The sequence below is a fragment of the Campylobacter sp. 107 genome, from assembly GCF_002383835.1.
Lineage (GTDB): Bacteria > Campylobacterota > Campylobacteria > Campylobacterales > Campylobacteraceae > Campylobacter_D > Campylobacter_D jejuni.
In genome coordinates this window covers 1-24,405 of sequence record NZ_NXBA01000016.1, presented here as the reverse complement: position 1 = coordinate 24,405, position 24,405 = coordinate 1, and the positions used below count along the sequence as shown (strand labels likewise).

The 24,405-nt window shown below is 30.8% G+C and carries 22 protein-coding genes and 1 pseudogene; 18 read left to right on the top strand and 5 right to left on the bottom strand.

What is annotated here, in order from left to right:
- Positions 1 to 9: 9 nt before the first annotated feature.
- The 3 genes from BGS40_RS01020 to luxS all read right to left on the bottom strand — a co-directional run bounded on the left by BGS40_RS01020 (position 10) and on the right by luxS (position 2,588).
- Positions 10 to 780 (bottom strand): MetQ/NlpA family ABC transporter substrate-binding protein, encoded by a 771-nt coding sequence (locus BGS40_RS01020; protein WP_052793737.1) that lies wholly within the window; start codon positions 778 to 780, stop codon positions 10 to 12.
- A 10-nt stretch (positions 781 to 790) separates the two neighbouring features.
- Positions 791 to 1,783, bottom strand: coding sequence for an isopenicillin N synthase family dioxygenase (locus BGS40_RS01015; protein ID WP_002868574.1), 993 nt, complete (start codon positions 1,781 to 1,783; stop codon positions 791 to 793).
- A gap of 310 nt (positions 1,784 to 2,093) precedes the next feature.
- On the bottom strand, positions 2,094 to 2,588 hold the full coding sequence (luxS, locus tag BGS40_RS01010) for an S-ribosylhomocysteine lyase (RefSeq protein ID WP_002857890.1): 495 nt from the start codon (positions 2,586 to 2,588) through the stop codon (positions 2,094 to 2,096).
- Positions 2,589 to 2,702: 114 nt separating this feature from the next.
- Between luxS and gatB the strand changes: the two genes are divergently transcribed.
- The 3 genes from gatB to BGS40_RS00995 are packed head-to-tail and all read left to right on the top strand — an operon-like array spanning position 2,703 to position 6,202.
- Positions 2,703 to 4,121 (top strand): Asp-tRNA(Asn)/Glu-tRNA(Gln) amidotransferase subunit GatB, encoded by a 1,419-nt coding sequence (gene gatB, locus BGS40_RS01005; RefSeq protein ID WP_087691887.1) that lies wholly within the window; start codon positions 2,703 to 2,705, stop codon positions 4,119 to 4,121.
- On the top strand, positions 4,118 to 5,014 hold the full coding sequence (locus BGS40_RS01000; RefSeq protein ID WP_079745795.1) for an NAD(P)H-dependent glycerol-3-phosphate dehydrogenase: 897 nt from the start codon (positions 4,118 to 4,120) through the stop codon (positions 5,012 to 5,014). The genes gatB and BGS40_RS01000 overlap by 4 nt, the downstream gene beginning before the upstream one ends.
- 9 nt (positions 5,015 to 5,023) lie before the next feature.
- Positions 5,024 to 6,202, top strand: a complete 1,179-nt coding sequence (locus BGS40_RS00995; protein ID WP_087704747.1) for a metal-dependent hydrolase — start codon at positions 5,024 to 5,026, stop codon at positions 6,200 to 6,202.
- Between the two features lie 7 nt (positions 6,203 to 6,209).
- Here BGS40_RS00995 and BGS40_RS00990 read toward each other — a convergent pair whose 3' ends face one another.
- Positions 6,210 to 7,736 carry an inorganic phosphate transporter gene (locus BGS40_RS00990; RefSeq protein WP_002867379.1) on the bottom strand — a complete coding sequence of 509 codons (1,527 nt, stop codon included), beginning with the start codon at positions 7,734 to 7,736 and terminating at the stop codon, positions 6,210 to 6,212.
- A 141-nt stretch (positions 7,737 to 7,877) separates the two neighbouring features.
- Here BGS40_RS00990 and BGS40_RS00985 point away from each other — a divergent pair, with 141 nt between their 5' ends.
- On the top strand, positions 7,878 to 8,684 hold the full coding sequence (locus tag BGS40_RS00985) for an inverse autotransporter beta domain-containing protein (protein WP_002887816.1): 807 nt from the start codon (positions 7,878 to 7,880) through the stop codon (positions 8,682 to 8,684).
- Here BGS40_RS00985 and BGS40_RS00980 read toward each other — a convergent pair.
- The gene (locus tag BGS40_RS00980; protein WP_002852850.1) at positions 8,681 to 10,057 is read right to left on the bottom strand and encodes a cation:dicarboxylate symporter family transporter; all 1,377 of its coding nucleotides are present in this window, start codon (positions 10,055 to 10,057) and stop codon (positions 8,681 to 8,683) included. The two genes, BGS40_RS00985 and BGS40_RS00980, sit on opposite strands and share 4 nt — an antisense overlap.
- A 273-nt stretch (positions 10,058 to 10,330) precedes the next feature.
- On the opposite strand from BGS40_RS00980, the gene cetC reads away from it, so the two are divergent.
- The 14 genes and pseudogenes from cetC to BGS40_RS00910 form a co-directional block, all read left to right on the top strand.
- Positions 10,331 to 10,825 (top strand): energy taxis response protein CetC, encoded by a 495-nt coding sequence (cetC, locus tag BGS40_RS00975; protein ID WP_096738241.1) that lies wholly within the window; start codon positions 10,331 to 10,333, stop codon positions 10,823 to 10,825.
- Between the two features lie 120 nt (positions 10,826 to 10,945).
- Positions 10,946 to 12,325, top strand: coding sequence for a bipartate energy taxis response protein CetA (gene cetA, locus BGS40_RS00970; RefSeq protein ID WP_070300015.1), 1,380 nt, complete (start codon positions 10,946 to 10,948; stop codon positions 12,323 to 12,325).
- Between the two features lie 17 nt (positions 12,326 to 12,342).
- Complete coding sequence (gene cetB / locus BGS40_RS00965) at positions 12,343 to 12,840, top strand: bipartate energy taxis response protein CetB (protein WP_096738240.1); 498 nt, start codon at positions 12,343 to 12,345, stop codon at positions 12,838 to 12,840.
- A gap of 86 nt (positions 12,841 to 12,926) precedes the next feature.
- Complete coding sequence (mnmG, locus tag BGS40_RS00960) at positions 12,927 to 14,786, top strand: tRNA uridine-5-carboxymethylaminomethyl(34) synthesis enzyme MnmG (RefSeq protein WP_096738239.1); 1,860 nt, start codon at positions 12,927 to 12,929, stop codon at positions 14,784 to 14,786.
- Positions 14,787 to 16,073 carry an arsenic transporter gene (locus BGS40_RS00955; RefSeq protein WP_052781696.1) on the top strand — a complete coding sequence of 429 codons (1,287 nt, stop codon included), beginning with the start codon at positions 14,787 to 14,789 and terminating at the stop codon, positions 16,071 to 16,073.
- 90 nt (positions 16,074 to 16,163) lie between these two features.
- Entirely contained in the window at positions 16,164 to 16,667 is a 504-nt protein-coding gene (gene petA / locus BGS40_RS00950; RefSeq protein ID WP_096738238.1) for a ubiquinol-cytochrome c reductase iron-sulfur subunit, read from the top strand.
- Between the two features lies 1 nt (position 16,668).
- A complete protein-coding gene (locus BGS40_RS00945; protein WP_096738237.1) occupies positions 16,669 to 17,919 on the top strand; it encodes a cytochrome b in 1,251 nt (416 codons plus the stop codon).
- Entirely contained in the window at positions 17,916 to 19,040 is a 1,125-nt protein-coding gene (locus BGS40_RS00940; protein WP_052803567.1) for a cytochrome c1, read from the top strand. Before BGS40_RS00945 ends, BGS40_RS00940 begins: the two co-directional genes overlap by 4 nt.
- 127 nt (positions 19,041 to 19,167) lie before the next feature.
- Positions 19,168 to 20,331 (top strand): SAM-dependent methyltransferase, encoded by a 1,164-nt coding sequence (locus BGS40_RS00935; protein ID WP_002852655.1) that lies wholly within the window; start codon positions 19,168 to 19,170, stop codon positions 20,329 to 20,331.
- A gap of 115 nt (positions 20,332 to 20,446) precedes the next feature.
- The gene (gene rpsB, locus BGS40_RS00930) at positions 20,447 to 21,238 is read left to right on the top strand and encodes a 30S ribosomal protein S2 (protein WP_052803566.1); all 792 of its coding nucleotides are present in this window, start codon (positions 20,447 to 20,449) and stop codon (positions 21,236 to 21,238) included.
- Complete coding sequence (gene tsf / locus BGS40_RS00925; protein WP_002859268.1) at positions 21,238 to 22,311, top strand: translation elongation factor Ts; 1,074 nt, start codon at positions 21,238 to 21,240, stop codon at positions 22,309 to 22,311. The genes rpsB and tsf overlap by 1 nt, the downstream gene beginning before the upstream one ends.
- Before the next feature lie 12 nt (positions 22,312 to 22,323).
- Entirely contained in the window at positions 22,324 to 22,959 is a 636-nt protein-coding gene (locus BGS40_RS00920) for an ABC transporter ATP-binding protein (RefSeq protein WP_002867385.1), read from the top strand.
- The gene (fliR, locus tag BGS40_RS00915; RefSeq protein WP_002859266.1) at positions 22,946 to 23,713 is read left to right on the top strand and encodes a flagellar biosynthetic protein FliR; all 768 of its coding nucleotides are present in this window, start codon (positions 22,946 to 22,948) and stop codon (positions 23,711 to 23,713) included. Before BGS40_RS00920 ends, fliR begins: the two co-directional genes overlap by 14 nt.
- Before the next feature lie 56 nt (positions 23,714 to 23,769).
- Positions 23,770 to 24,405: pseudogene (locus BGS40_RS00910) on the top strand (hypothetical protein); the annotation flags it as partial.

Here is a 24,405-nt window from a genome sequence, read left to right as displayed (position 1 = left end):
TTATTCTCCTTAAAATGTAGGGATTAAAGCACCCTGATATTTGTCTTCTATAAATTTTTTAACTTCATCGCTTTGCAAGGCTTTGACTAGGGCTTTGATTTTAGGAAGGTTTTCATTACCTTCTTTAACGGCGATGATATTGCCATATTCACTATATTTACTTTCTGTATAAAGCCCATCTTTTACAGGGTTTAAACCTGCCAAAATAGCAAAATTGCTATTAATAAGAGAATAATCTACATCATCTAAACTCCTTGTAAGTTGAGCGTCTTTTAACTCTACGAATTTAAGCTTCTTAGGATTTTTAGTGATATCTAAAGGAGTGATGAGCTCATTATCCTTAACTTCTATAAGTCCTTTGCTTGCTACAATGCGTAAAGCACGGCTTTCATTTGTAGGATTATTGGGTATAGAAATGCTTTGTCCTTCCTCTGGGTTAAATTCTTTATATTTTTTTGAATACACTGCCATAGGTTCTATATGGATACTGGCAACTTTTACAAGATGGGTGCCTTGCCTTTGATTGAATTCTTTTAAATAAGGTTCATGTTGAAAATAATTAGCATCTAACTCACCATTTTCAACCATTACATTAGGGATTACCCCATCATTAAATTCATAAATTTTTAAATCATAACCTTGTTTTTGAAGTGCTGATTTTATAAATCTTAAAATATCTGCATGAGGTGTTATAGAAGAGCCAACTTTAAGTTCTTCATTTGCCCATGCAAAACCGGTAAAAAGAGTAGCGACGCAAAAAGCTTTAGTGAATAAAGTCATTTTTTCCCCTTTATGCAAAACTAAATTTTTCTATCAAGTCACTATGATAAATACTTGCTACATCAGGATGAGAGCGTATCATTCTTTTAAAATAATTACTTGCAACATTTCTTAAAAGTGGATTTTTAGGATCAGTATCCACACCTTTGCTTTCTTTGGCAAGCTCTGGATTTAACTTAAAAATAGGTATATCCTTATCAAGTTGCACTCCAAGAAAATAAGCTATGCTAAAGCGTTCTTTTGGGCTTAAATTCACGCGGTGAATAGTAGCTTTTAAATAGCCATTGGTAGCTAGTTCTAAAAATTCTCCTATATTAACTACAACGCTATTTTCAAGTGGGGGTATACTAAGCCATTTACCATCTATAAAAGCTTCAAGTCCACTTTGTTTTTCTTGAAAAACAAAAGTGATAAGCCCACCATCTTTATGTGAACCTACGCCTTGAGTGATATTTTTTGAGCTTTTTGGATAATGTATGATTTTACAATGTTCGTAAGAATTTTCTCCATAAAGTTTATCAAAAGCATTGCTAGGTAGATCAAGAGCTTGAGCAAAGGCTTTTAAAAGCTTTAAACAAGCTTTTTTGGTTTGTTTGTGCCAAGTTAAGAAAGTTTTTTTAAGTTCTGGAATTTCACTAGGCCAAAGATTAGGACCTTCTAGTCTTTGCCATAAGGGTGAGTTTAAATTCCAGTTTAAAGCATCTCTTTCTGTACCTATATCCAGTTGTTCTCTATAATCCTTAGTTCCTGCTGTGTATTCAAAACCTTCGCTAGTATAACCTCTAAATTGAGGAGAATGTACCATAGAAATAAGCTCTTTCGAACTTCTAGAAAGATTAAAAAATTCTTTGCCAAGTTTGAATAATTTCTCGTTTAAATTTTTATCTATACTGGTATTGATAAGATAAAAAAAACCTATTTTAGAAGCAATTTCTCTTAAATTTTTAAGAAAAGTGCTTTTATCTTTTTCATAAGCTTGTAAATCAAGTATAGGTAAATTCATTTTTGCTCCTTAAATTAAAATTAAGGATAAGAAGATATTTTGAATTAAATTTTATTAGAGAAATTTTTGTAAGTTAAGATTTTAAATGAGTATTTTGAAAAAATAAACTTTTTTGACTTTCTTACACATTATATCTCCTTATCCACTTTTTGGACCTTTGGAAACATAATGTTAAGCCAAAGGACGCACTAGATACTACACATCTTGCACATCAGTTTCATTTTTTCTCCTTTTAAAATAATAAAATTTCAAAATCATATATAAAAATATATTAATTAAAGCTTAATCATTTAAAAAATAAAGATTCTTTTTAAGCATTCTCGAGTTTTAATTCTTTGTTATTTATTATGCTAATACCTAGATTTAAAACTTTTTGGGCAATTTGTTTGGCTTCATCTAAAGAATGCATTGCGCAAGTTCCGCATTGATAGATATTAAGTTCAGGAATTTTGCTTTGATCGCTTACGCTTAAAACATCTTTCATGGCTGCTTCCCAAGCTTTTGCAATACTTTTCTCATCAGGTGTTCCAATTAAACTCATATAAAAACCCGTGCGACAACCCATAGGTGAAATATCAATAATTTCAACTGAATTTGAATTTAAATGATCTCTCATAAATCCTGCGAATAAATGTTCTAAGGTATGAGTACCTTTTTCGCTCATAATGTCTTTATTTGGTATGCAAAAACGCAAATCAAATACACTAATATCATCACCCTTAGGTGTTTTCATAACTTTAGCTAAACGCACAGCAGGAGCTGGCATTTTAGTATGGTCAACTTTAAAGCTGTCTAATAATGGCATTTTAACTCCTTAAATATAAATTGCCTAAGGATTATAGCATTTAAAGTTAATATTTAAAGCCTTTCTAAAAGAAAAAAAGATAAAATAAAACATTTAAAAATTCAAGGAAATTTTATGTTTGAAGTAGTTATAGGTCTTGAAGTTCATACTCAGTTAAATACAAAAACAAAAATCTTTTGCTCATGTGCAACTTCTTTTGGAGAAGCTCCAAATACTAATGTTTGTCCCACTTGTTTGGCCTTACCAGGAGCTTTGCCTGTTTTAAATGAAGAGGCTGTAAAAAAAGCTATAGCTTTTGGAAAAGCTGTCAATGCAACAATTAATAAAAAAAGTGTTTTTAATCGTAAGAATTATTTTTATCCAGATTTACCTAAGGCTTATCAAATTTCACAATTTGATATCCCTATAGTAGAAAAGGGTGAGCTTTTTATCAATGTAAATGGTGAAAATAAACGCATAGGTATTACAAGAGCGCACTTGGAAGAAGATGCAGGTAAAAATATCCATGAAAGTAATTTTTCTAAAGTAGATTTAAATCGTGCAGGAACTCCTTTGCTTGAGATTGTCAGTGAGCCTGAGCTTAGAAGTAGTGATGAGGCAGTAGCTTATCTTAAAAAACTTCATTCTATTATACGCTTTTTAGACATTTCAGATGCAAATATGCAAGAAGGAAGTTTTAGATGCGATGCAAATGTTAGTATAAGGCCTAAGGGTGATACAAAACTTTATACTAGAGTAGAGATTAAAAATCTTAATTCTTTTCGTTTTATCCAAAAAGCTATAGAATATGAGGTAAAAAGACAAAGTGAGGCTTGGGAAGATGGAACTTACGAACAAGAAGTAGTTCAAGAAACTAGACTTTTTGATACGACAAATTTAGTTACAAGAAGTATGCGTGGCAAAGAAGAAGCGGCAGAATATCGCTATTTTCCTGATCCTGATTTATTGCCTGTTTTATTAAAAGATGAGTTTTTGGATATTAAAATCCCTGAGCTTCCTGATGAGAAGAAAGCACGCTTTATAGACAAGCTTGGTATAAAAGAAAGTGATGCAGAGGTTTTAATCAGTTCTTTAGAAATGAGTCGTTTTTTTGAAAGTCTTATTTCTCAAAATTTAAATCCTAAACTTTGCGTAAATTGGTTAAATACTGAACTTATGGGACTTTTAAAAGGAGAATTGACTATAGAAAATTCTCCTGTAGATGCTCAAAAGCTTGGAGTTTTAATTAAACGCATAGAAGATGGCACTATCAGTGCAAAAGCGGCTAAAGATGTTTTGGCTTTTGTATTTGAAAATACTAGCGTGGAAATTGATGAAGCTATAGAAAAGCTAGGACTTAAACAAGTAAGTGATGACTCAGCCATAGAAGCGGTGATTGAACAAATTTTAAATGCAAATGCCGATAAGGTTGCAGAGTATAAAAGTGGTAAAGAGAAGCTTTTTGGATTCTTTGTAGGTCAAACCATGAAAGAAGGCAAAGGAGCTTTTAATCCTGTAAAAGTAAATGAAATTTTAAAAACAAAGCTTGGTTGATGCGTATAGCGGTTATTGGTGCGGGAAAATGGGGCAGTGCTTTACATCTAGCCTTAAAAGAAAATCACAATTGTTTTATTAGTTCTTTGCATCGGCGTGATTTAGAAGATTTTGTTAACATAAAAGAAGCTTTAGAATGTGAATATCTTGTTTTTGCTTTAAGTTCTCAAGGGATGCGTGCTTGGCTTAAAGAAAATTTCATCAACAAGGGGCAAAAAATTTTAATTGCTTCAAAAGGTATAGAAGATCAAAGTTGTCAATTTTTAGATGAAATTTTTTTAGATTTTACACCAAAAGAAAATTTTTGTGTTTTAAGCGGTCCTTCTTTTGCTGCTGAAGTGATGCAAAAACTTCCTACTGCTTTGATGATTAGCGGGATAAATCAAGAGCTTTGTAAAAAATTTGCAAGTTTTTTCCCTGATTTTATTAAAACTTATATTGATAATGATGTTCGTGGTGCTGAAATTTGTGGTGCTTATAAGAATGTTTTAGCAATTGCAAGTGGGATTAGTGATGGGTTAAAACTTGGCAATAATGCAAGAGCGGCACTGATTTCAAGAGGGCTTATAGAAATGCATCGTTTTGGTAAATTTTTTGGTGCTAAAGAAGAAACTTTTTTAGGGTTAAGTGGGGCAGGGGATTTGTTTTTAACTGCAACGAGTGTTTTATCAAGAAATTATAGAGTAGGTTTAAAACTGGCGCAAAATCAAAAATTAGATAGTATTTTAGCTGAACTTAATGAAGTAGCAGAAGGTGTAAAAACTGCTTATGCTATAGAAAAATTAGCAAAAATGAAAGGAATTTATACACCTATTGTAAATGAAGTAGTGGCAATTTTTAAGGGTAAAAGCGTGCAAGAAGCAACGCAGAATTTATTAAAGCAAAATGATTAAGGAAAAATCATGATAATTAAAAATGCAAAAATTTATGGAGATTCTTTACAAGATATAGAGATTAAAGAAGGAAAAATTACCAATATTGGTTCTAATTTACAAGGTGAAGAAATTTTAGATGCTAAAGGTATGACTTTACTTCCATCTTTTGTAGATTTGTGTGTGAGTTTAAAAAACGATAAATTTTCTTTAGCTAATTTAGAACTTTTAGAAAATGAGTGTCTAAAAGGAGGAATTTCTAGTATAGTTTTGCGTGATTGTATGGATTTTGATGAAGAAAATTTTGCTTTATTTTTACAAAATTTAGCTCAAAGAAAGATGCAAATTTTTTCAAGCGTGCGGGTTAAGGATGCAAATGGTAAGCTTAAAAATTTAGCCACTCTTTTAAATAAAGGTGCTTGTGCTTTAGAGCTTGACAGCTCTTTAGATGCAAATACTTTAAAAGTAAGTTCACAATATGCTTTTATGAAAGACTCTCCAATTTTTGTGCGTTGTTATGATAAGGATTTTGATGATAATGGAGTGATGAATGATTGTGAAATGAGTTTTGAGCTAGGGCTTATAGGCATGAGTAAAATCGCTGAAACTAGCCAGATAGCTAAAATGAAAGAATTGGCTAAATTTTATGAAAATAAGGTCATTTTTGATCTTTTAAGTTTGAAAGATTCTTTAGTATTATTAGATGAAAAGGATTTAAAACTTGTAAGCATTCATCATCTTATCAAAGATGATAGTGCTTGTGAAGATTTTAATACGGCTGCGAAACTTATGCCACCTTTAAGAAGCAAAGAAGATGTTTTGGCTTTAAGAGTGGCTTTAAAAGAAGGAAAAATTAGCTTTTTAACTTCCTTACATAGTGCAAAATCAATTTCTTTAAAAGATTTAGCTTTTGATGAAGCGGCTTTTGGAATTCATAGCATATGCGAATTTATAAGTCTTTGTTATACTTTTTTAATCAAAGAAGGATTTTTAAATTGGCAAGAGCTTTGTCAATTTACAAGTAAAAATCCTAGTGAATTTTTAGGTTTAAATAGTGGAGTTATAGAAGTCGGAAAAGAAGCTAATCTAGTTCTTTTTGATGAGAATGAAGAAATTGTTGCTCCAAAAAGTTCTCTTTATTCTGAGGATAAACTTTTTGGAAAGATTAAAATGCATATAATTAAAGGAAAAAATATTTTAGAAAAATAAGCTTTACTTAAATTCCTAAAGATAGTTTAAATCCTAAAAATACAAGTGCTGCCATAATACCAGCAGCTGGTAAAGTGATAATCCAAGCCAATCCTATAGGCTTCATCATAATCCAATTTGCGTTTTTATTATACACTCCTATACCCAAGATAGCACCTATGAGTATATGGGTGGAGCTAACAGGAATTCCAAATTGTGTAGCTAAGAGTATAACTATACTTGCACCAAGTTCTGCAGAAAATCCAGTAGTAGGGCGTATGGTTGCAAGTTTTGAACCCACTGTAGTAATCACTTCTTTACCTAAAAACCAAAGTCCTACAACTAGAGCAACTCCAAACATAGCTAAAGCAGCAAAAGGTACAGGAGAAGTCGCGTTAATTGTGCCGTTTTTTAAGACATCTAAAATCGCTGCAAAAGGACCTATAGCATTGGCTATATCATTGGCTCCGTGTGAAAATGCAAAACTAGAGGCTGTAAATATTTGAAACCATGAGAAAATTCTATCAGTGGTTTTATTAAGTTCTGTTTTTTTAACGATTTTGACTATAGCAAATGTTACAACATAACTTATAGTTCCTATAATTCCAATAATCCAAAAGTTTTGTAAAATATCCAAAGTGCTAACATTATTTAAACCTTTAAATAAAAACATTGCCGAAATGATAGCAGCAGCAATACAAGCAATGATTGGCATATGAGTTTTTAAAATAGAGTAAATATCTATATCTTTTTCTTGTTCTTTAAATTCCTTCATTTTATTTCTATAGAAATTATTTTCCTGTTCTTCTTCATCCAAAGCTATAGCGGAAAGTTCTTTGATTTGTTCTTCTTGGGATTTTGTTTTTAAATTTAAAAAATATTCTTCTTTGAATTTTTTTCTTTCTTTTTTGATATTTTTCAAATCATCATTTAGTTTTTCTGATGGTTTTAAAATTTTCTTATCAATATATGAATAAATAATATAAGCTACAATACCCCCTAAAAGAGGCGAAGCTACCCAAGAAATAGCTATTCTTAAAATTTCACTCCATTTAACCATAGAGAGTGTTTGGATTCCATCAAATTTTAAAAGCCCCATCATAATGCTAGCACCTACAATCCCACCAACTATACTGTGTGTGGTTGATACAGGTAAGCCTTTCTTGGTTGCAATAAAAATCCAAACCCCAGAGCTTAAAAGTGCAGCAAGCATAATGATAACAAAAAGCATAGGATCTAAAGAATTTGGAAAAATAACAATACCACTGCGTATGGTCTTAGTAACTTCTGCGCCTGCGAAGATTGCCCCGCTTAGCTCAAAAACAGCTGCTATAATTAAAGCTTGTTTAATGGTTACTGTTTTTGCACCAACGCTTGTTCCAAAAGAATTGGCTACATCATTTCCACCTATATTAAATGCCATAAAAATGCCAAATATAGAAGCAAGAATAAAAAGAATCAATTGATGTTGCGAAATATAACCAAATCCCCAAATAACAAATGCGATAGTACTGATAATAAAAATAACAAAAGCTATGAGGTTGTCTTTTTGCATTAATAACCCTTTTTTATTTTAATTATACACTTATTTACTTTAAATTTGCTAATTTTATTTTTTAGTCTTTGTGGAATTTTTATTTATATTATTTTTTTATAATAAATACTCAAACAAGAAATAATAAGGAATATAAGAATAATGAGGGGTATTTTTTATATAATAGCATTGTTTTCTTTACTCAATGCCGATGAACTTACAGAGGCTTTAGCAAAAAATAATAATCAAAATTCTTGGGAGCACTTTGATTATAAAAATACCAAAGAAGCTCCAAAAATTCAAGAAGAGAATGTGGATTTTAAAAGCACTTTTGATAGCTTACTTTCAAAAACTTTAGAAAATAATAATGGTATAGATAAAACAGATGGGAATTTAGATTTTCAAAACGAAAACGCGCAGGTTAAAAATTTAAGTTCTCTTTATGAGGGGGAGAATAATTCTTTGCTTTTTCAAAAAGAACTTTTTGTGGCTCAAGATAATTATAATTACTCAGGGGGTTTAATCAATCGTTATGAAAAAGATGATTTTTTATTTGGAGTTAATGGTTTTATTGATAAACAAAAAGAACAAAAAGATACTAAAAGCTTTGGTACAGAGTTTGGTTATAGTAAATTTATAAAGGCTTATAGTAATTATTATATACCCAATGAAGCAGAAAAAAATTTACAGCTTGGAATGAGTTTTGTAATTCCAACTTATACCGCTTTTGCTTTTGATATAAGTAAGGATAATGATAAAACTAATTATCAAGTATCTTACTCTCCTTATAGTGTATTTAGTTTAAATTTATTGCGTCGTGATTATAGTGCAAGAGAGACTGTTGATGATACTGTTGTTCAAGTTGGATTTAGTTTTAATTTCAATGAAAGTTTTTTAAAACAATTTAGAAAAAAAGATAATACTTTAGAGGAGGTTAATCGATATGATTTCCTCCAAAGAACTCATTAGTTCATTCCAGCATTATGAAATTTTTCCGGATTGTCCATAGCGTAGCGGAATTTTTCCCAATCAATTTGTTTATCCCAGATAGCAACGATTAAAGCTGCTACTGAATTTCCGCAAAGATTTCCAACCGCTCTCATTTCAGACATAAATTTATCAACACCTAAAAGAACACCTATAGCAGCTACTGGTAGAACTTGTGCTAAGGTTGCATTTGCTTCTGAAATTTCCATATTTCCTAGAGCCGCAAGCGTACTTCCAAGCACTATAAAACCTGATCCAGTTACACCTACTGCACCTTTTGAAGCTATCATTAATACTATTAAAATACTGATTTCGTGTGCTAAACTTAAATTTACATTGAAAGCTTGTGCTAGAAAGATTAAGCTCATAGCTAGATAAATATTTGTACAATCAAGATTAAAACTATATCCCGTTGGTAAAACAAGTCCGACTGTTGCTTTAGAAAGTCCTGCTTTTTCTAGTTTTCTCATTAAAGGAGCAAGCGCAGACTCGCTTGAACTGGTTGCAAAAACGATCAATACTTCTCTTGAGATAAATCTCATAAATTTGAAGATATTTACTTTTGCAAAATAACAAATCAGACCTAAGATTCCAAATATAAAAACAAGACATGAAATCAGCATTACTAAAAGTAAATATGCTAAGTTGATCAAAGAGCCAATTCCGTATTGAGCTATGAGTACAGCCATTGCTGAAAAGGCGGCAATAGGACTAAAATACATAATGATTTGTAGAATTTTAAAAACAAAATTTTGTACCACTTCAAAAACTCTTTGAATTGCCTGTTTGTCTTCTATTCTCATTAAAGAAATAATCAAAGCAGTAATTATAGCAATAACCAAAACTTGTATGGTTTTTCCTTCTGTAAAAGGCGTGATAATATCAGTAGGCATAGCATCTTTTAAAATATGCATAATCTCAGAGCTCGCACTTACTTCTGTGGTTTGAGAAATGTATTTTTGAACGCTTTTTGTATCAAGTTGACTTGGATCAAGATTCATTCCATGGCCTGGTTGCATAACATTTGCCATAAAAATACCTATAGCAAGTGCTAAAGTACTTACAACTTCAAAGTAAATAACCGCTTTAGCACCAATGCTACCTACTTTTTTTAAACTTTCAAGACTAATGATGCCCAAAACTAAAGTAACAAAAATAATAGGGCCTATAAGAACCTTTAAAGCACCTATAAAATAATCAACTCCTGGTTTGCTAGCAATGGCTAATTCTTTATCTGTATAGCCAAGTACAATACCTGTAATAATGCCTATAATCACCCAAAATCCAAGACTTTTGATAATACGTTTATATAAAGGCGGTTTTCTTTCAGCTAAAGTTTGACTTAAAGTTTCCAAGTTTATTCACTCCTTTTGATCTTTGTAAAATATAATTTTAACAATGTGTATCGTAAATTTTAACAAAAAAACAAATCTAGAAATACTTTCTTTTATATGATATGACAATTTTATATATATATGTTACAAAATTTCTCATTATTTGCATATTTATGAATTTTAAAATATGTTTTGAAAATTTTATAATTTTGCAATTCAGTTTGCTTTTTGTTATTTATTATTAGTAATAATTTTATATTTTGATTCATTTGTTTTGTTGGGATATTTTAAATTATGAAAGAAATAGTTTTATCTGAAAATGCTTTAATTACTTCTAAAACAGATCTTAAAGGGAATATCATTTATGCCAATAATGACTTTTTAAAATACGCAGGTTATAAAGTTGGTGAACTTTTGTATAAATCTCATAATATAGTGAGACATGAAGATATGCCACGCACTGTATTTAAATGTCTTTGGGATTATATTCAAAAAGGAGATGAAATTTTTGCATTTGTGAAAAATAAAGCCAAAGATGGTAATTTTTACTGGGTTTTTGCAAATATAAGTGCTTCATTTGATGCTAATGGAAATATCATCAATTATTATTCTGTTCGTCGTGCACCCAATAGAAAATCTCTTTCTATAATTGAAGAAGTTTATAAAATTTTACTTGAAAAAGAGAAAAAATCAGGTATTAATGCTGGAGTTTCAGCTTTAATGGATATTGTAAGTTCTTATAAAATGACTTACAATGAGCTTATTTTTAACTTACAAGAAAATAATTAAAATAAGATATATTTAATCTTTATTATTATATAATCTTCTACTAAAAATTAAATCAGTGCATCGTTAAAGTATTGTTTTGATTTATGATTTCAAAAAATTTTCAATAAAAGGGGTAAATTTATGGTGAAAAATGGATTATTATTAACTATTTTTCTAAGCATTATTGGTATTTTAGGTGCTATTTTTTTTCATATTTATGTTGGAGTGATAATTTTTATTTTAATCGCTGTTTTAATGATTTATTTGTTTAGACAACACAAAGATGAGCAAATAATGATAGATAAACTTTTGGTTCTTTGTAGAGAGTTAAAAGAGGGTAATTTCGACAATAGAATCATCTATGTAAAAACAAAAAGCAAAAAATTAGCCGAAATAGCAGATAATCTTAACAATACTATTGATGGGCTAGAAGCTTACTTAAGGGAAATTAATACGTCTATTTCTTGTTCTCAAAAAGGTGAATTTTATCGCAAGGCTTTGCCTGAAGGTTTAAAAGGAATTTTTGCTCATAATATCGAATTTATAAATAAAGCTTTAGCAAACATAGAAGTGACAGCAAGATCTACTTTTAAAAATGCTTTATCAAGAACTTTAATGGATTTAAGCCTTGGAAATCAAAATAAAGATATGTCTCAAATTTCTAGCTCATTAAATCAAGATATTAGTATGATGAAAAATGTATATGATACAGTTGATGCCATTACTCATACAGCTACAGAAAATGGCTCAGAAGTGGATTCTTTGCAAAGTGCTATGGGTTCTTTAATGGATGTTGTAAATTCAAGCAAGGAAACAGTGCAAACTTTTGTGGCTAATTCTCAAAATATCACTTCAGTGGTTGAAGTAATACGTGATATAGCTGATCAAACCAATCTTCTAGCTTTAAATGCTGCTATTGAAGCTGCACGTGCAGGAGAACATGGTAGAGGCTTTGCGGTTGTGGCTGATGAAGTTAGAAAGTTAGCAGAAAGAACTCAAAGATCTACAAGCGAAATTTCTATTGCAATTCAGACTATGCAACAAGATTTTGTAAATATCCAAAGTGGCAGTGAGCAAGTTTTTAACATTGTTAGTGAATCTGAAGAAAGAATTAATAAATTTTCTCAAGCTTTTAAACGTCTAGAAGAAAATAGTAGTGCTCTTGGTATTAATTTTGGATCCTTTGCAAAGAGATTGATTTTGTCTGTAGTTAAAATCGATCATATTCTTTATAAATCAAATATATATTTAAATTTAAATGGGGCTCAAAATTTTAATCTTGAAAGTGTAGATCCAATTTCTAATCTTTGCCAAGATGAGAGAGCTCAGGGTGTTATTAATGAGCTTAGCTCTGAAGCTGAGTTAAATTTAGCTAAAGAATTTATAAAAGATAATGCTAAAAAAGCAATAGAAGAATCAAGTCAAGATTATATCGATCAAAAAGCTTATGATGCGATTGTAAATGATATTAAATCACTAGAGCAAAGAAGTGCTGAAATCTTAGCAAAATTAAAAATATAAATTAAGAGGGTGGGAAAATGTCAAGAGAAATTTTTTTGCAAGAAGATAGTTTAATTACTTCTAAAACAGATTTAAAAGGTAGAATAGTTTATGCAAATGATGATTTTTTAAAATATGCAGGTTATACCATGGGTGAAGTTTTAAATAAACCTCATAACATAGTAAGACATGAAGAGATGCCAAAAACTGTTTTTAAATATTTATGGGATTATATGAGAGAGGGTAAGGAAATTTTTGCTTACGTAAAAAACAAAACCAAAGATAATAATTATTATTGGGTTTTTGCAAATGTAACTCCATCAATAGATATTAATAATAATATCATAGGCTATTATTCCGTTCGTCGTATGCCAAATAAAAGCGCTATTTCTACGATAGAAAGCTTTTATAGTGATCTTTTAAGAGTAGAACAACAACAAGGTTTAAATAAGGGTGTTGAGATGCTTAAAAATTTCTGCAAAGATGCAGATAAAACTTATAATGAGTTAATTTTCTCTCTTCAAGAAGCTAGATAATTTTTTGTTAGACTTAAAACGAGTTTGTTTTAAGTCTAAGTATTATATAATCTTTCTTTTAATAATTCACATTTTTAAGGCAAAATATGTTTGATGTCATTGTTATAGGTGGCGGACATGCGGGTGTTGAAGCAAGTGCTGCTGCTGCTAGAATGGGTAAAAAAACTTTACTTTTAACTACATTGATTGAGCAAATAGGAGCGGCAAGTTGTAATCCAGCTATAGGAGGGCTTGCTAAAGGGCATTTGGTAAAAGAACTTGATGCCATGGGTGGTTTTATGGGCGAAATCACCGATGAAGCAGGGATACAATTTCGCATTTTAAATGAGAGTAAGGGTGTAGCCGTTCAAGGAAGTAGGGCACAAATTGATATGGATAAATACCGTATCATTGCGCGTAATAAACTTTTAAAACTTCCAAATTTAGAAATTTCTCAAGAACAAGCGAGTGTTTTAATCGTAGAAAATGATGAAGTTAAAGGCGTAAAAACAAATTTAGAAAATACATATTTTGCCAAAAAAGTGATCCTAACAACAGGAACTTTTTTAAATGGACTCATTCATGTAGGTGAAAATAAACTTCAAGCAGGAAGGGTAGGGGAGCTTGCTTCGGTAAATTTAGGAAATTATCTACAAACTTTGGGTTTGAAAATGGGGCGTTTAAAAACAGGAACTTGTCCAAGAGTGGATGCAAAAAGCATTGATTTTAGCATGCTTGAAATTCAAGATGGTGATGTAAATCCTAAAGCTTTTAGTTTTCGTTCAAGAAATTTCAATCCTGCTCAACTTCCTTGTTATATCGCACGCACTAATACAACTACACATGAGATTATTAAGAATAATTTTTATCGTGCTCCACTTTTTACAGGACAGATTGAAGGTGTAGGGCCAAGATATTGTCCTTCTATAGAAGATAAAATCAATCGTTTTAGCGACAAAGAAAGTCATCATCTTTTTATAGAGCCTCAAACTATCGATGCGACGGAGTATTATATTAACGGTTTTTCTACTTCTTTACCTTATGAAGTACAAACTCAAATGTTGCGTTCTGTAAAAGGTTTTGAAAATGCTAAAATAACCCGTTTTGGTTATGCTATAGAATATGATTATATAGAGCCAACTGAACTTAAGCATACTTTAGAACTTAAAAAGATTAAAAATCTTTATTGTGCAGGACAGATTAATGGAACTACAGGTTATGAAGAGGCTGCAGCACAAGGCTTTATGGCAGGAATCAATGCAAGTTTAAGCATAGATATGAAAGAGCCTTTGATTTTAAGGCGTGATGAAGCTTATATAGGAGTTTTAATCGATGATTTAGTAATAAAAGGTACAAAAGAACCTTATAGAATGTTTACTTCAAGAGCGGAATTTAGACTGCTTTTAAGGGAAGAAAATGCTATACTTAGACTTGGAAAATATGGCTATGATTTAGGGCTTTTAAGCGAGCAAGATTTTACTTATATACAAAATATCGCAAACAATCTTCAAAAAGGACTCGAATTTTTACTTTCTAAAGAATTCACACCTAACAACCAAAATAATGCTTTTTTAGAGAGTTTGGGAGAAGATAAAATTTCTTCTATAGTCAATCTTCAAAAAATTGTTGCAAGGGCAAGTTTTGATATGGAAAAATTAAAAAAACTTGACCCTATATTTGAAACTATGGATCATTACTCCTTAAGAGAGATTTTAAATGAGGCAAAGTATTATCATTACATTAGTATGCAAAAAGCTCAAGTAGAAAAAATGAAAAATCTTAGTGAGCTTAAAATTCCTGAAAATTTTGATTTTAAAAGTGTAAGTGGTTTGAGTAATGAGGTTGTAGAAAAGCTTAATCATCATAAACCTCCAACCATTTTTGCTGCAAGTCAAATCAGTGGAATCACTCCTGCAGCGTTGGATATTTTGCAAATTTATATCAAAATGCAAAAGAAAAAAGCTTAAATGCTTGCTTTTTTTATTTTTTTATCTACTTTAGTTTTACTTTTTTGGCGTCCATGGAATTTACCTATTTGGGTATTTTCTAGCTTGGGGGCTTTTTTTGTTTTTATTTTTCAATTGGTAGATTTTAAAGATGTTTGTTTTGTTTTTTCTTTGGTTTGGGATAGTTCTTTAACTTTAGTTGGGTTGATTATCCTTTCTTTTAGCTTGGAAGCTTTGGGATTTTTTGATTTTATTGCGAGTAAAATTTTGCATTTTTCTAGAGAGAAAAATCAAGAAAAAATTTATATCAGTACAAAAAAATTGATGTTATTTTTGTTGATTTTTGTATTTTTTCTTTCTGCATTTTTTGCTAACGATGGAGCGATTTTAATCATTACACCTATTATTATAGCTTTATTTTCAACTCTTAAAGATTGTAAAAATCATGCTTTTATTTTAAGTTCTTTTTTACTTAGTCTTTCTTTTTTATGTGATGCAAGTTCAAACGCTTTGGTTATTTCAAATTTAACCAATATCATCACAGCAAATTATTTTAAGATAGAATTTTTAGAATTTGCTAAAAATATGTTTTTGCCAAATTTTTTTGTTTTGCTTTCTACTATAGTTACGGTTTTTGTGCTTTATGTGAGAGTTTTACCTAAAAGGCTTGAATTTAAATTAATCAAAAAAGAGCAAATTTCATTGAAATTGTTTTTTCTTTGCATAGTATTTTTATTTCTTTTTGTTATTAGTTTTTTTATAGGTGAAATTTTTAATATTAAAATAAGTTTTTTTGCTTTGCTTTGGGCGGGAATTTTTTGGCTTATTGTTTTAAAAATTCAAGGTAAAAAAAGTATTAAAATTCTTTTTGAAGCACCTTATGGAGTTTTGCTTTTTAGTTTTGGGCTTTATATGGTGGTTTTTGCTTTACATAAAATAGGTGTGAGTGAAATTTTGGTTAAAAGCTATGCTTTTTTGATGCAAGATAAGAGTGGAATTTTTGGTGTGGCTTTGATTTCAGCTTTTGGATCTTCTGTGTTTAATAATTTGCCTATGGTTTTAATCGGAGATTTGGCATTAAAAGAATATTTTGAGAATTTTTCTTTTGATTCTTTGATGATTTATGCACATCTTTTAGGTGTAAATATAGGTCCAAAACTTACGCCAATAGGTTCTTTAGCAACTTTGCTTTGGCTTGGAGTTTTGGCTAGAAAAGGCATTAATATTTCTTTTTGGCAATATTGTAAATTTGGCTTTTTGATAACTTTACCTGTGCTTGTTTTTTCTCTTTTTGCTCTTATTGTCTAAATATCAAAACTTGTTAAACAAAGAAAAAATTTATTTTAATTTCGATAAACTTTTAACTTGGTTAAAAAATAAAATCGAAAGGAGCAAGTTATGGCTACATCTGAGAGTAGACGAAGCTTTATGGGCTTTGCATTTGGAAGCGTAGCTGCTGTAGGCGGTGTTTTCTCACTTGTTGCGATGAAAAAAACTTGGGATCCGCTTCCAAGTGTTAAAGCTGCAGGTTTTACTACAGTAGATTTATCAGGAATGCAAGATGGAGAGCTTAGAACTATAGAATGGCGTAAAAAGCCTATTTTTATATTAAAAAAAGATGCGAGTATGCCAAAAGATGAAAAACGTGATGTTGTGGTAGATAACGCAGCTTATACTGTGGTTATAGGACTTTGTACGCATTTGGGTTGTATACCTGCTTACCAACCAAGTGAGCAATTGTTTAAATGCGCCTGTCATGGTGGAGAATTTGACACAAGTGGAAAAAATGTCTTTGGACCTCCTCCAAAGCCTCTTGAAATTCCTCCTTTTAAAATTGATGGAACCAAGCTTGTTTTAGGTGAAGAGGGTCCTGAATATAGAAAAATGATAGCGGAGGCTTAAGATGGCACAAATTAGAAAAGCTAATGGTCTTGTAGATTGGCTTGATCAAAGACTTGCGGTACATAAACTGCTTGATGTTTTAATGGTAAAGTATTGGATACCAAAGCAAATTAACTTTCTTTGGGCAATGGGGGTTATTTTAACCACTCTTTTTGCAGTGCTTTTTGTTACAGGACTTTTACTTGTGATGTATTATAAACCAGATACTGCACTTGCTTTTGATAGTGTGAATAAGACTATTATGCAAGAGGTGGATTATGGATGGCTTTGGCGTCACATGCATGGTGTTGCCGCTTCTGTTGTATTTTTGATTATATACATACATATGCTAACAGGAATTTATTACGGTTCTTATAAGAAAGGTCGTGAGATGATTTGGGTTAGCGGTATGCTTTTGTTTGTTGTATTTTCTGCTGAAGCTTTTAGTGGGTATATGCTTCCTTGGGGACAAATGAGTTATTGGGCAGCTCAAGTAATCACTAATCTTTTTGGAGGGATACCATTTATTGGCCCTGAGCTTGTGATTTGGATTCGTGGAGATTATGCGGTTTCTGATCCAACTTTAACAAGATTTTTTATGCTTCATGTGTGCTTGCTTCCTATAGTTATCATTGCTATTATAGCATTTCACTTCTATTCTTTAAGAATTCCTCATGTTAATAATGAAATTTCTGAAGAACTTGACTTTGATTTAGAGGCTGAAAAATACATTGCAGGTGACACAAAGGGTTCTAAAGTGATTCCTTTTTGGCCAGGATTTTTATCAAAAGATTTTATGTATATAAGCTTTTTTATGATTTTCTTCTTTTATTTGGTCTGTTTTAAATTTGAATTTGCAATGGATCCAATTAATTTTGATCCAGCTAATGCACTTAAAACACCAGCTCATATTTATCCTGAGTGGTATTTCTTATGGAGTTATGAAGTTTTAAGAGGATTTTTCTTTGATATTGCAGGTGTTAAAGCTTTTGATATAGGTTTGGCTGCATTTGGTATTGCTCAAGTGATTTTCTTCTTGCTTCCTTGGCTTGATAGAAGTGATGTTGTAAAACCAGCTCATGAAAGACCTTTATTTTTCATTTGGTTTTGGATATTGCTTATCGATTTAATTGTTTTAACAGTTTATGGAAAATTACCTCCAACAGGTGTAAATGCTTGGGTAGGATTTTATGCTTCTATAGTATTTTTACTTTTACTTATTGTAGTTTTACCGGTTATTACTATTATGGAGAGAAAAGGAGCTAAACAATGAGAGAAATAAAAATATTTTTAGTTGTAGTGGTTTTTACTGCACTTGTATATTGGGGGGTAGAGCCTTATGCTCATTCAGTGATGAAACCTCATGTTGCTCCTGCAAATTTTGATTTTGCTGTTGAAGATACTACTTTTGCAAAAGGTATAGTTGAAGCTAAAGAATTAGCTCTAAAAGATGCACAAGCTTCAGGAGATGCTAAAAGAATAGAGAGTGCAAACAGAGAACTTGAAAAAGCAAAAGAAGAATTAAGCAAGGTTGAAACACTTTGGGCAGATGTTGCAAAGATCGATTTTGCTAAGGGTGATGCAAAAAAAGGTAAAGAATTTTTTGAAAATAACTGTTTTGCATGTCATGGTGTAAAAGAAGATGGAATAGCAGCTAATATTACTGATTCTTCTATGGGAGTAATACCACCTGATCTTAGTGCAGCTGGTGCTATTTTTGATGAAAAATTTTTAGCAGCTTTGATTATGCATCCTGCGCTTGCTTTAAAAGTAGATCATAAATTTGGTGATGCTTTTATTATGACAGCTTACAATAAAGATACTTCAGGAGAAAGTGAAGAAGCTACAAATGCAAATATAGCCAATGTAATTGCTTATCTTAAAGATGTGAGTGTTAAATTTGAAGCTAATGAAGATGCTACTATTAAGAAAGATGTTGAGGCAAAATATGCTAAAATGGAAAATAGTGCTCAAAGAGTGGCTTTAATGGAAAAAGATATAAAATTTGCTAAAGATAAAGCAACTTTTATTGAGGCTTGCGGACGTTGTCATGATATGAAATACGATAGCTTTTTTACTCTATCAAATCAAAATGATTTAAAAACTTATTTAGGTTCTGTTCCGCCTGATCTTTCTATGATGATAAGATCTCGTGGTGAGCAATATTTACATGATTTTATTAATAATACTCAAAAACTTCTTCCAGGAACCGCTATGCCAAGAGTAGGTTTAACAGAAGCTGCACAGGCTAAGGTTGTATCTTATATTGATCAAGTGGGTGATAGCAAAAAAGAAGAAAGAAAAACTACAGGAATTTATGTAATGATATTCTTTGTAATTTTAAGTATTTTTGCTATAGGTTGGAAGCGTTCTGTTTGGTCTAAATTACATTAGTATTATAAAATTTTTGCCACTATTTTATATCTGTGGCAAAAATTCTATCTTTTCTTCAATTTTATCAAATTTTAAACTTAATTAAGAGATACTATCAAATAATAATTTTTATTAGTTGGAGTATGTCATGCTTGAAAAACAAATGATTAAATTTATTCTTTCAAAATGGAATTATGGAAATTTTAGAATTGTATTTTGGGATCAAGAAGAATTTCATGTGGGTAATCAGCCTGCTAAATTTTCTTTAATTTTCAAAGAAAAAATACCTTTTTTAAAATTATTTAGTGATACGAGTTTAGTTTTTGCAAAACATTATATGGAGTCTAAACTAGAAATAGAAGGTGATTATGATGAAATAGCTAAAGTTTTGTATTATTTTTCAAATAAGCGTTTTTTAAAAAATACAGAGGATATCTTGAGTAAAATAGCCCAAAAACAGGAAAGTAAAAATATCAAAAGTCATTATGATATAGGTAATGATTTTTATAAGCTTTGGCTTGATGATACTATGAGCTATTCTTGCGCTTATTTTAAAGAGCCTAATAATACTCTTTATGAAGCTCAAATTAACAAAATAGAACATACTCTTAAAAAACTTGATTTAAAAGAAGGAGAAAAGCTTTTAGATATAGGTTGTGGCTGGGGTTGGCTTTCTATTATGGCGGCTCAAAAGTATGGAGTTAAGGTTGTTGGAATTACTATTTCAGAGGAGCAGTGTAAAAAAGCTAAGGAAAGAGTAAAAGAACTTGGTCTTGAAGATAAAATAGAAATAAGACTTCAAAATTATCAAGATTTAGAATTTGAAAATTATTTTGATAAAGTTGTTTCTGTGGGTATGTTTGAACATGTAGGCAAAGAGAATTTAGGACTTTATTTCATGAAAGTAAAACAAGTGCTAAAACCTGGAGGTTCTATGCTTTTACATTCTATTTTAGCCATGTTTGAAGGAAAAACAAATGCTTGGATAGATAAATATATTTTTCCAGGAGGATATTTACCTTCTTTAAGAGAGGTTGTAAGTGCTATGAGTGAGTGGGATTTTCATCTTCTTTTAGCAGAAAGTTTAAGAATGCACTATGCAAAAACTTTAGATTTATGGGATGAAAATTTTAACAAAGTATTGGACAAGGTAAGGGAAAAATATGATGAAGAATTTATAAGAATGTGGGATTTATACCTTCGTTCTTGTGCCTCTGCTTTTCGTGTTGGAAGCGTGGATTTGTTCCAATTTTTAATCACAAAAGAAATCAATAATAATCTAAGCCTTACCAAGGACTACATATATAAGTAAAAACTAAACTTAAATTTGATAGAATATTAGCTTCATTTCACACACATCAATCCTTTTTAGCTTGTGTAAATTAAGGGATGTGGAGGAATAAAGCTAAATTTATAAGGAGAAACTCATGGTTAGTATGAGAGATTTATTAGAATGCGGTGTGCATTTTGGACACCAAACAAGACGCTGGAATCCAAAGATGAAAAAATTCATTTTTGGCGAGAGAAAAGGTATTTATGTAATTGATTTGCAAAAAACTTTAAGATATTTTAGATATACCTATAATATCGTTCGTGATGCTGCCGCTGAAGGAAAAACTATACTTTTTGTTGGAACAAAAAAACAAGCAGGTGGAGCGATTAAAGAATACGCTGAAAAATGCGGTATGCCTTATGTAAATCATAGATGGCTTGGCGGTATGATGACAAATTTTGGTACTATTCGCCAATCAATTAGAAAATTAGAAGTAATTGAAAAAATGGAAGAAGATGGAAGTATTAAGCTTTTAACTAAAAAAGAGGCTTTAATGCTTATAAGGAAAAAAGAAAAATTATTAGCTTATTTAGGTGGAATTCGTTATATGAAAACTCAACCTGATATGATCTTTGTTATTGACACAGTAAAAGAAAAAATAGCTGTTCAAGAAGCAAATAGATTAAGAATTCCTGTTGTAGCTCCACTAGATACAAACTGTGATCCTGATTTGGTAACTTATCCTATTCCAGGAAATGATGATGCAATTCGTTCAGTGCAACTTTTCTGCCAAGAAATGGCTGAAGCGATTAATGAAGGAAAAGCTTTAAGAGAACAAGATGGTGAAGTTTTGGCAAATGAAGAAAAAGAAATTACCGATGAAGAGAAAAAAGAAGTTTTAGATGAAGCGATGAGCGAAGAAGACTTCGGTGAGGAGCAAGAATAATGGCTGAAATTACTGCTGCAATGGTAAAAGAACTCCGCGAAAGTACAGGCGCGGGGATGATGGATTGTAAAAATGCTTTGAGTGAAACTAATGGAGATTTTGATAAAGCAGTACAACTTTTAAGAGAAAAAGGTTTAGGTAAGGCTGCTAAAAAAGCAGATAGACTTGCTGCAGAAGGTTTAGTAAGTGTAAAAGTAAGTGATGATTTTACAAGTGCAACTGTAAGTGAGATTAATTCCGAAACAGATTTTGTGGCAAAAAATGATCAGTTTATTGCTTTAACAAAAGACACTACAGCTCATATTCAAAGCAATAGCTTGCAAAGTGTAGAAGAACTTCACTCAAGTACGATTAATGGTGTAAAATTTGAAGAATATTTAAAAAGTCAAATTGCAACTATAGGAGAAAACCTAGTTGTAAGAAGATTTGCAACTTTAAAAGCAGGTGCTAACGGCGTTGTAAATGGTTATATCCATACAAATGGCCGTGTGGGCGTTGTGATCGCTGCAGCTTGTGATAGCACTGAAGTGGCTTCAAAATCAAGAGATTTGTTAAGACAAATTTGTATGCATATTGCAGCAATGAGACCAAGTTATTTAAGTTATGAAGATTTGGATATGACTTTTGTTGAAAATGAATACAAAGCTTTGGTTGCTGAACTTGAAAAAGAAAATGAAGAAAGACGCAGACTGAAAGATCCAAATAAACCTGAACATAAAATTCCTCAATTTGCAAGTCGCAAACAATTAAGCGATGCAATTTTAAAAGAAGCTGAAGAAAAAATCAAAGAAGAACTTAAAGCTCAAGGTAAACCTGAAAAAATTTGGGATAATATCATTCCAGGTAAAATGAATAGCTTTATAGCTGATAATTCTCAACTCGATAGCAAACTTACTTTAATGGGTCAGTTTTATGTACTGGATGACAAAAAAACTGTAGAACAAGTAATTGCCGAAAAAGAAAAAGAATTTGGTGGAAAAATTAAAATTGTAGAATTTATTTGCTTTGAAGTTGGTGAAGGTTTAGAAAAGAAAACTGAAGATTTTGCGGCTGAAGTTGCTGCACAACTTTAAAAACGGTTAAACATGGAACTCTTAAGAGCGGAAAATTTAAGCCATAGTTTTGATTATCCGCTTTTTGAGGGTTTAAATCTTACTTTAAATACTAAAGATTGTATTGCTATTCAAGGGAGTAGCGGTTGTGGTAAATCTACTCTTTTGCATATACTTTCTTCTTTATTAATTCCAAAAAAAGGTGAAGTTTTTTTTAAAGGTTCTAATCTTTATCAGATGGATGAAAACGAAAGATTAAAAATTCGCCGTTATGATTTTGGTATTATTTTTCAGACACATTATCTTTTTAAAGGTTTTTCAGCTTTAGAAAATATCGAACTTGCTAGTGTTTTATCGGGTCAAGATTTAGATGAGAAAATTTTAAAAAGGTTAGGTATTGATACACTTTTGCATCAAAAAATAGGAAAGCTTAGCGGCGGACAACAACAGCGTGTGAGTATCGCACGTGTGCTTTGTAAAAAACCAAAGATTATTTTTGCTGATGAAGCAACTGGAAATTTGGATTTTGATAATGCTAAAAATGTTATCGAACTTTTAATTTCTTATGTTAAAGAAAATGATGCGGCTTTATTTTTTGTAACTCACGATAGTAAGCTCGCAAGTTTTTGTGATAAAATTTATACTATAAACGTCAATGGAATTTGTTAATTATTTAGGCGATAAAAATGTTGTAACTTTTATGTTGCTTCTTGCTAGAATGAGTGGTCTTATAGTTTTTTTTCCTTTTTTTTCACATAATTCTATTCCTATGGTAATAAAAAGTACTATAGTTTTATTTTTGACTATGTATTTATATCCTTTGGCTAGATTAGAATCTTTGCATTTAGATAGTTTTTTTGTTTTACAGCTTATTAGTGAAGTGATTTTTGGAATGATAGCAGGATTAATGCTTCAAATTATTTTTGCTATTATTATGATGGCAGGTGAGCAGATTGCTTTTACTATGGGATTTACTATGGCAAGTATATTAGATCCAAGTTCTGGAACGAGTATGCCTATTACGGCACAAATTTTAAATTTGCTTGCTTTGATGTTTTTTCTTGCTTTTGATGGCCATCATTTAATGCTTTTGTTTTTAAGTCATTCTTTGGGTTATATTAGTTTAGGTGGATTTTATCCGCATGAAAATTTAATGCATTATTTAAATATGGGTATGTTTAATATTTTCATCATAGGTTTTACTATGAGCTTTCCTATACTTGGAATTTCACTTTTAGCCGATGTTATTTTTGGACTTTTGATGAAAACAATGCCACAATTTAATCTTTTAGTTATTGGCTATCCTATAAAGATAGCTCTAGGTTTTGTAGTTTTGATTGCTATTTTACTAGTTATGATGCAATATTTTAAAAATTTAATTTTAGAACTTTTTACTCATATGCAAACTCTTTTTTTCTCCTAAGGAAAGGATAAATGAAATTATCGTAAAATAGCGATTATTTTTTAAGGATTAAAGTGATGAAAATTTTACTTTTAAATGAAAACCCTGTAGTTTCAAGACTTGTAAGCCTTAGTGCTAAAAAAATGTCTTATGATTTTGAAGAACTTAATGCTTATAGTGAAAATTTGGGTAATTATGATGTGATTGTTGTAGATAGTGATACTCCAGCACCTTTAAAAATTCTTAAAGAAAAATGCGATAGATTGATTTTTTTAGCCCCGCGAAATCAAAATGTAGAAGATATAGATGCGCAAATTTTACAAAAACCTTTTTTACCTACAGATTTTTTAAATTTACTTAATAATAAAGATGCGAACAAGCATACATCTATTGATTTGCCAATGTTAAGCAATGATGAAAATCCTTATGCTGATATAAGCTTGGATTTAGATAATTTAAATTTAGATGATTTGCCTGATGAAAATTCTTTAGATATAAATTCAGAGGGAATGGAAGATTTGAGTTTTGATGATGATGCTCAAGATGATAATTCAAACAAAACTTTAGAAACTCAAAATTTAGAACATGACAATTTAGAACAAGAAACAATTAAAGAACAGACTCAAGAAGACACTCAAACTGATTTAGATTTAACTTTAGAAGATGGTGAAAGCGAAAAAGAAGACTTAAGCCAAGAACATACAGCTTTGGAT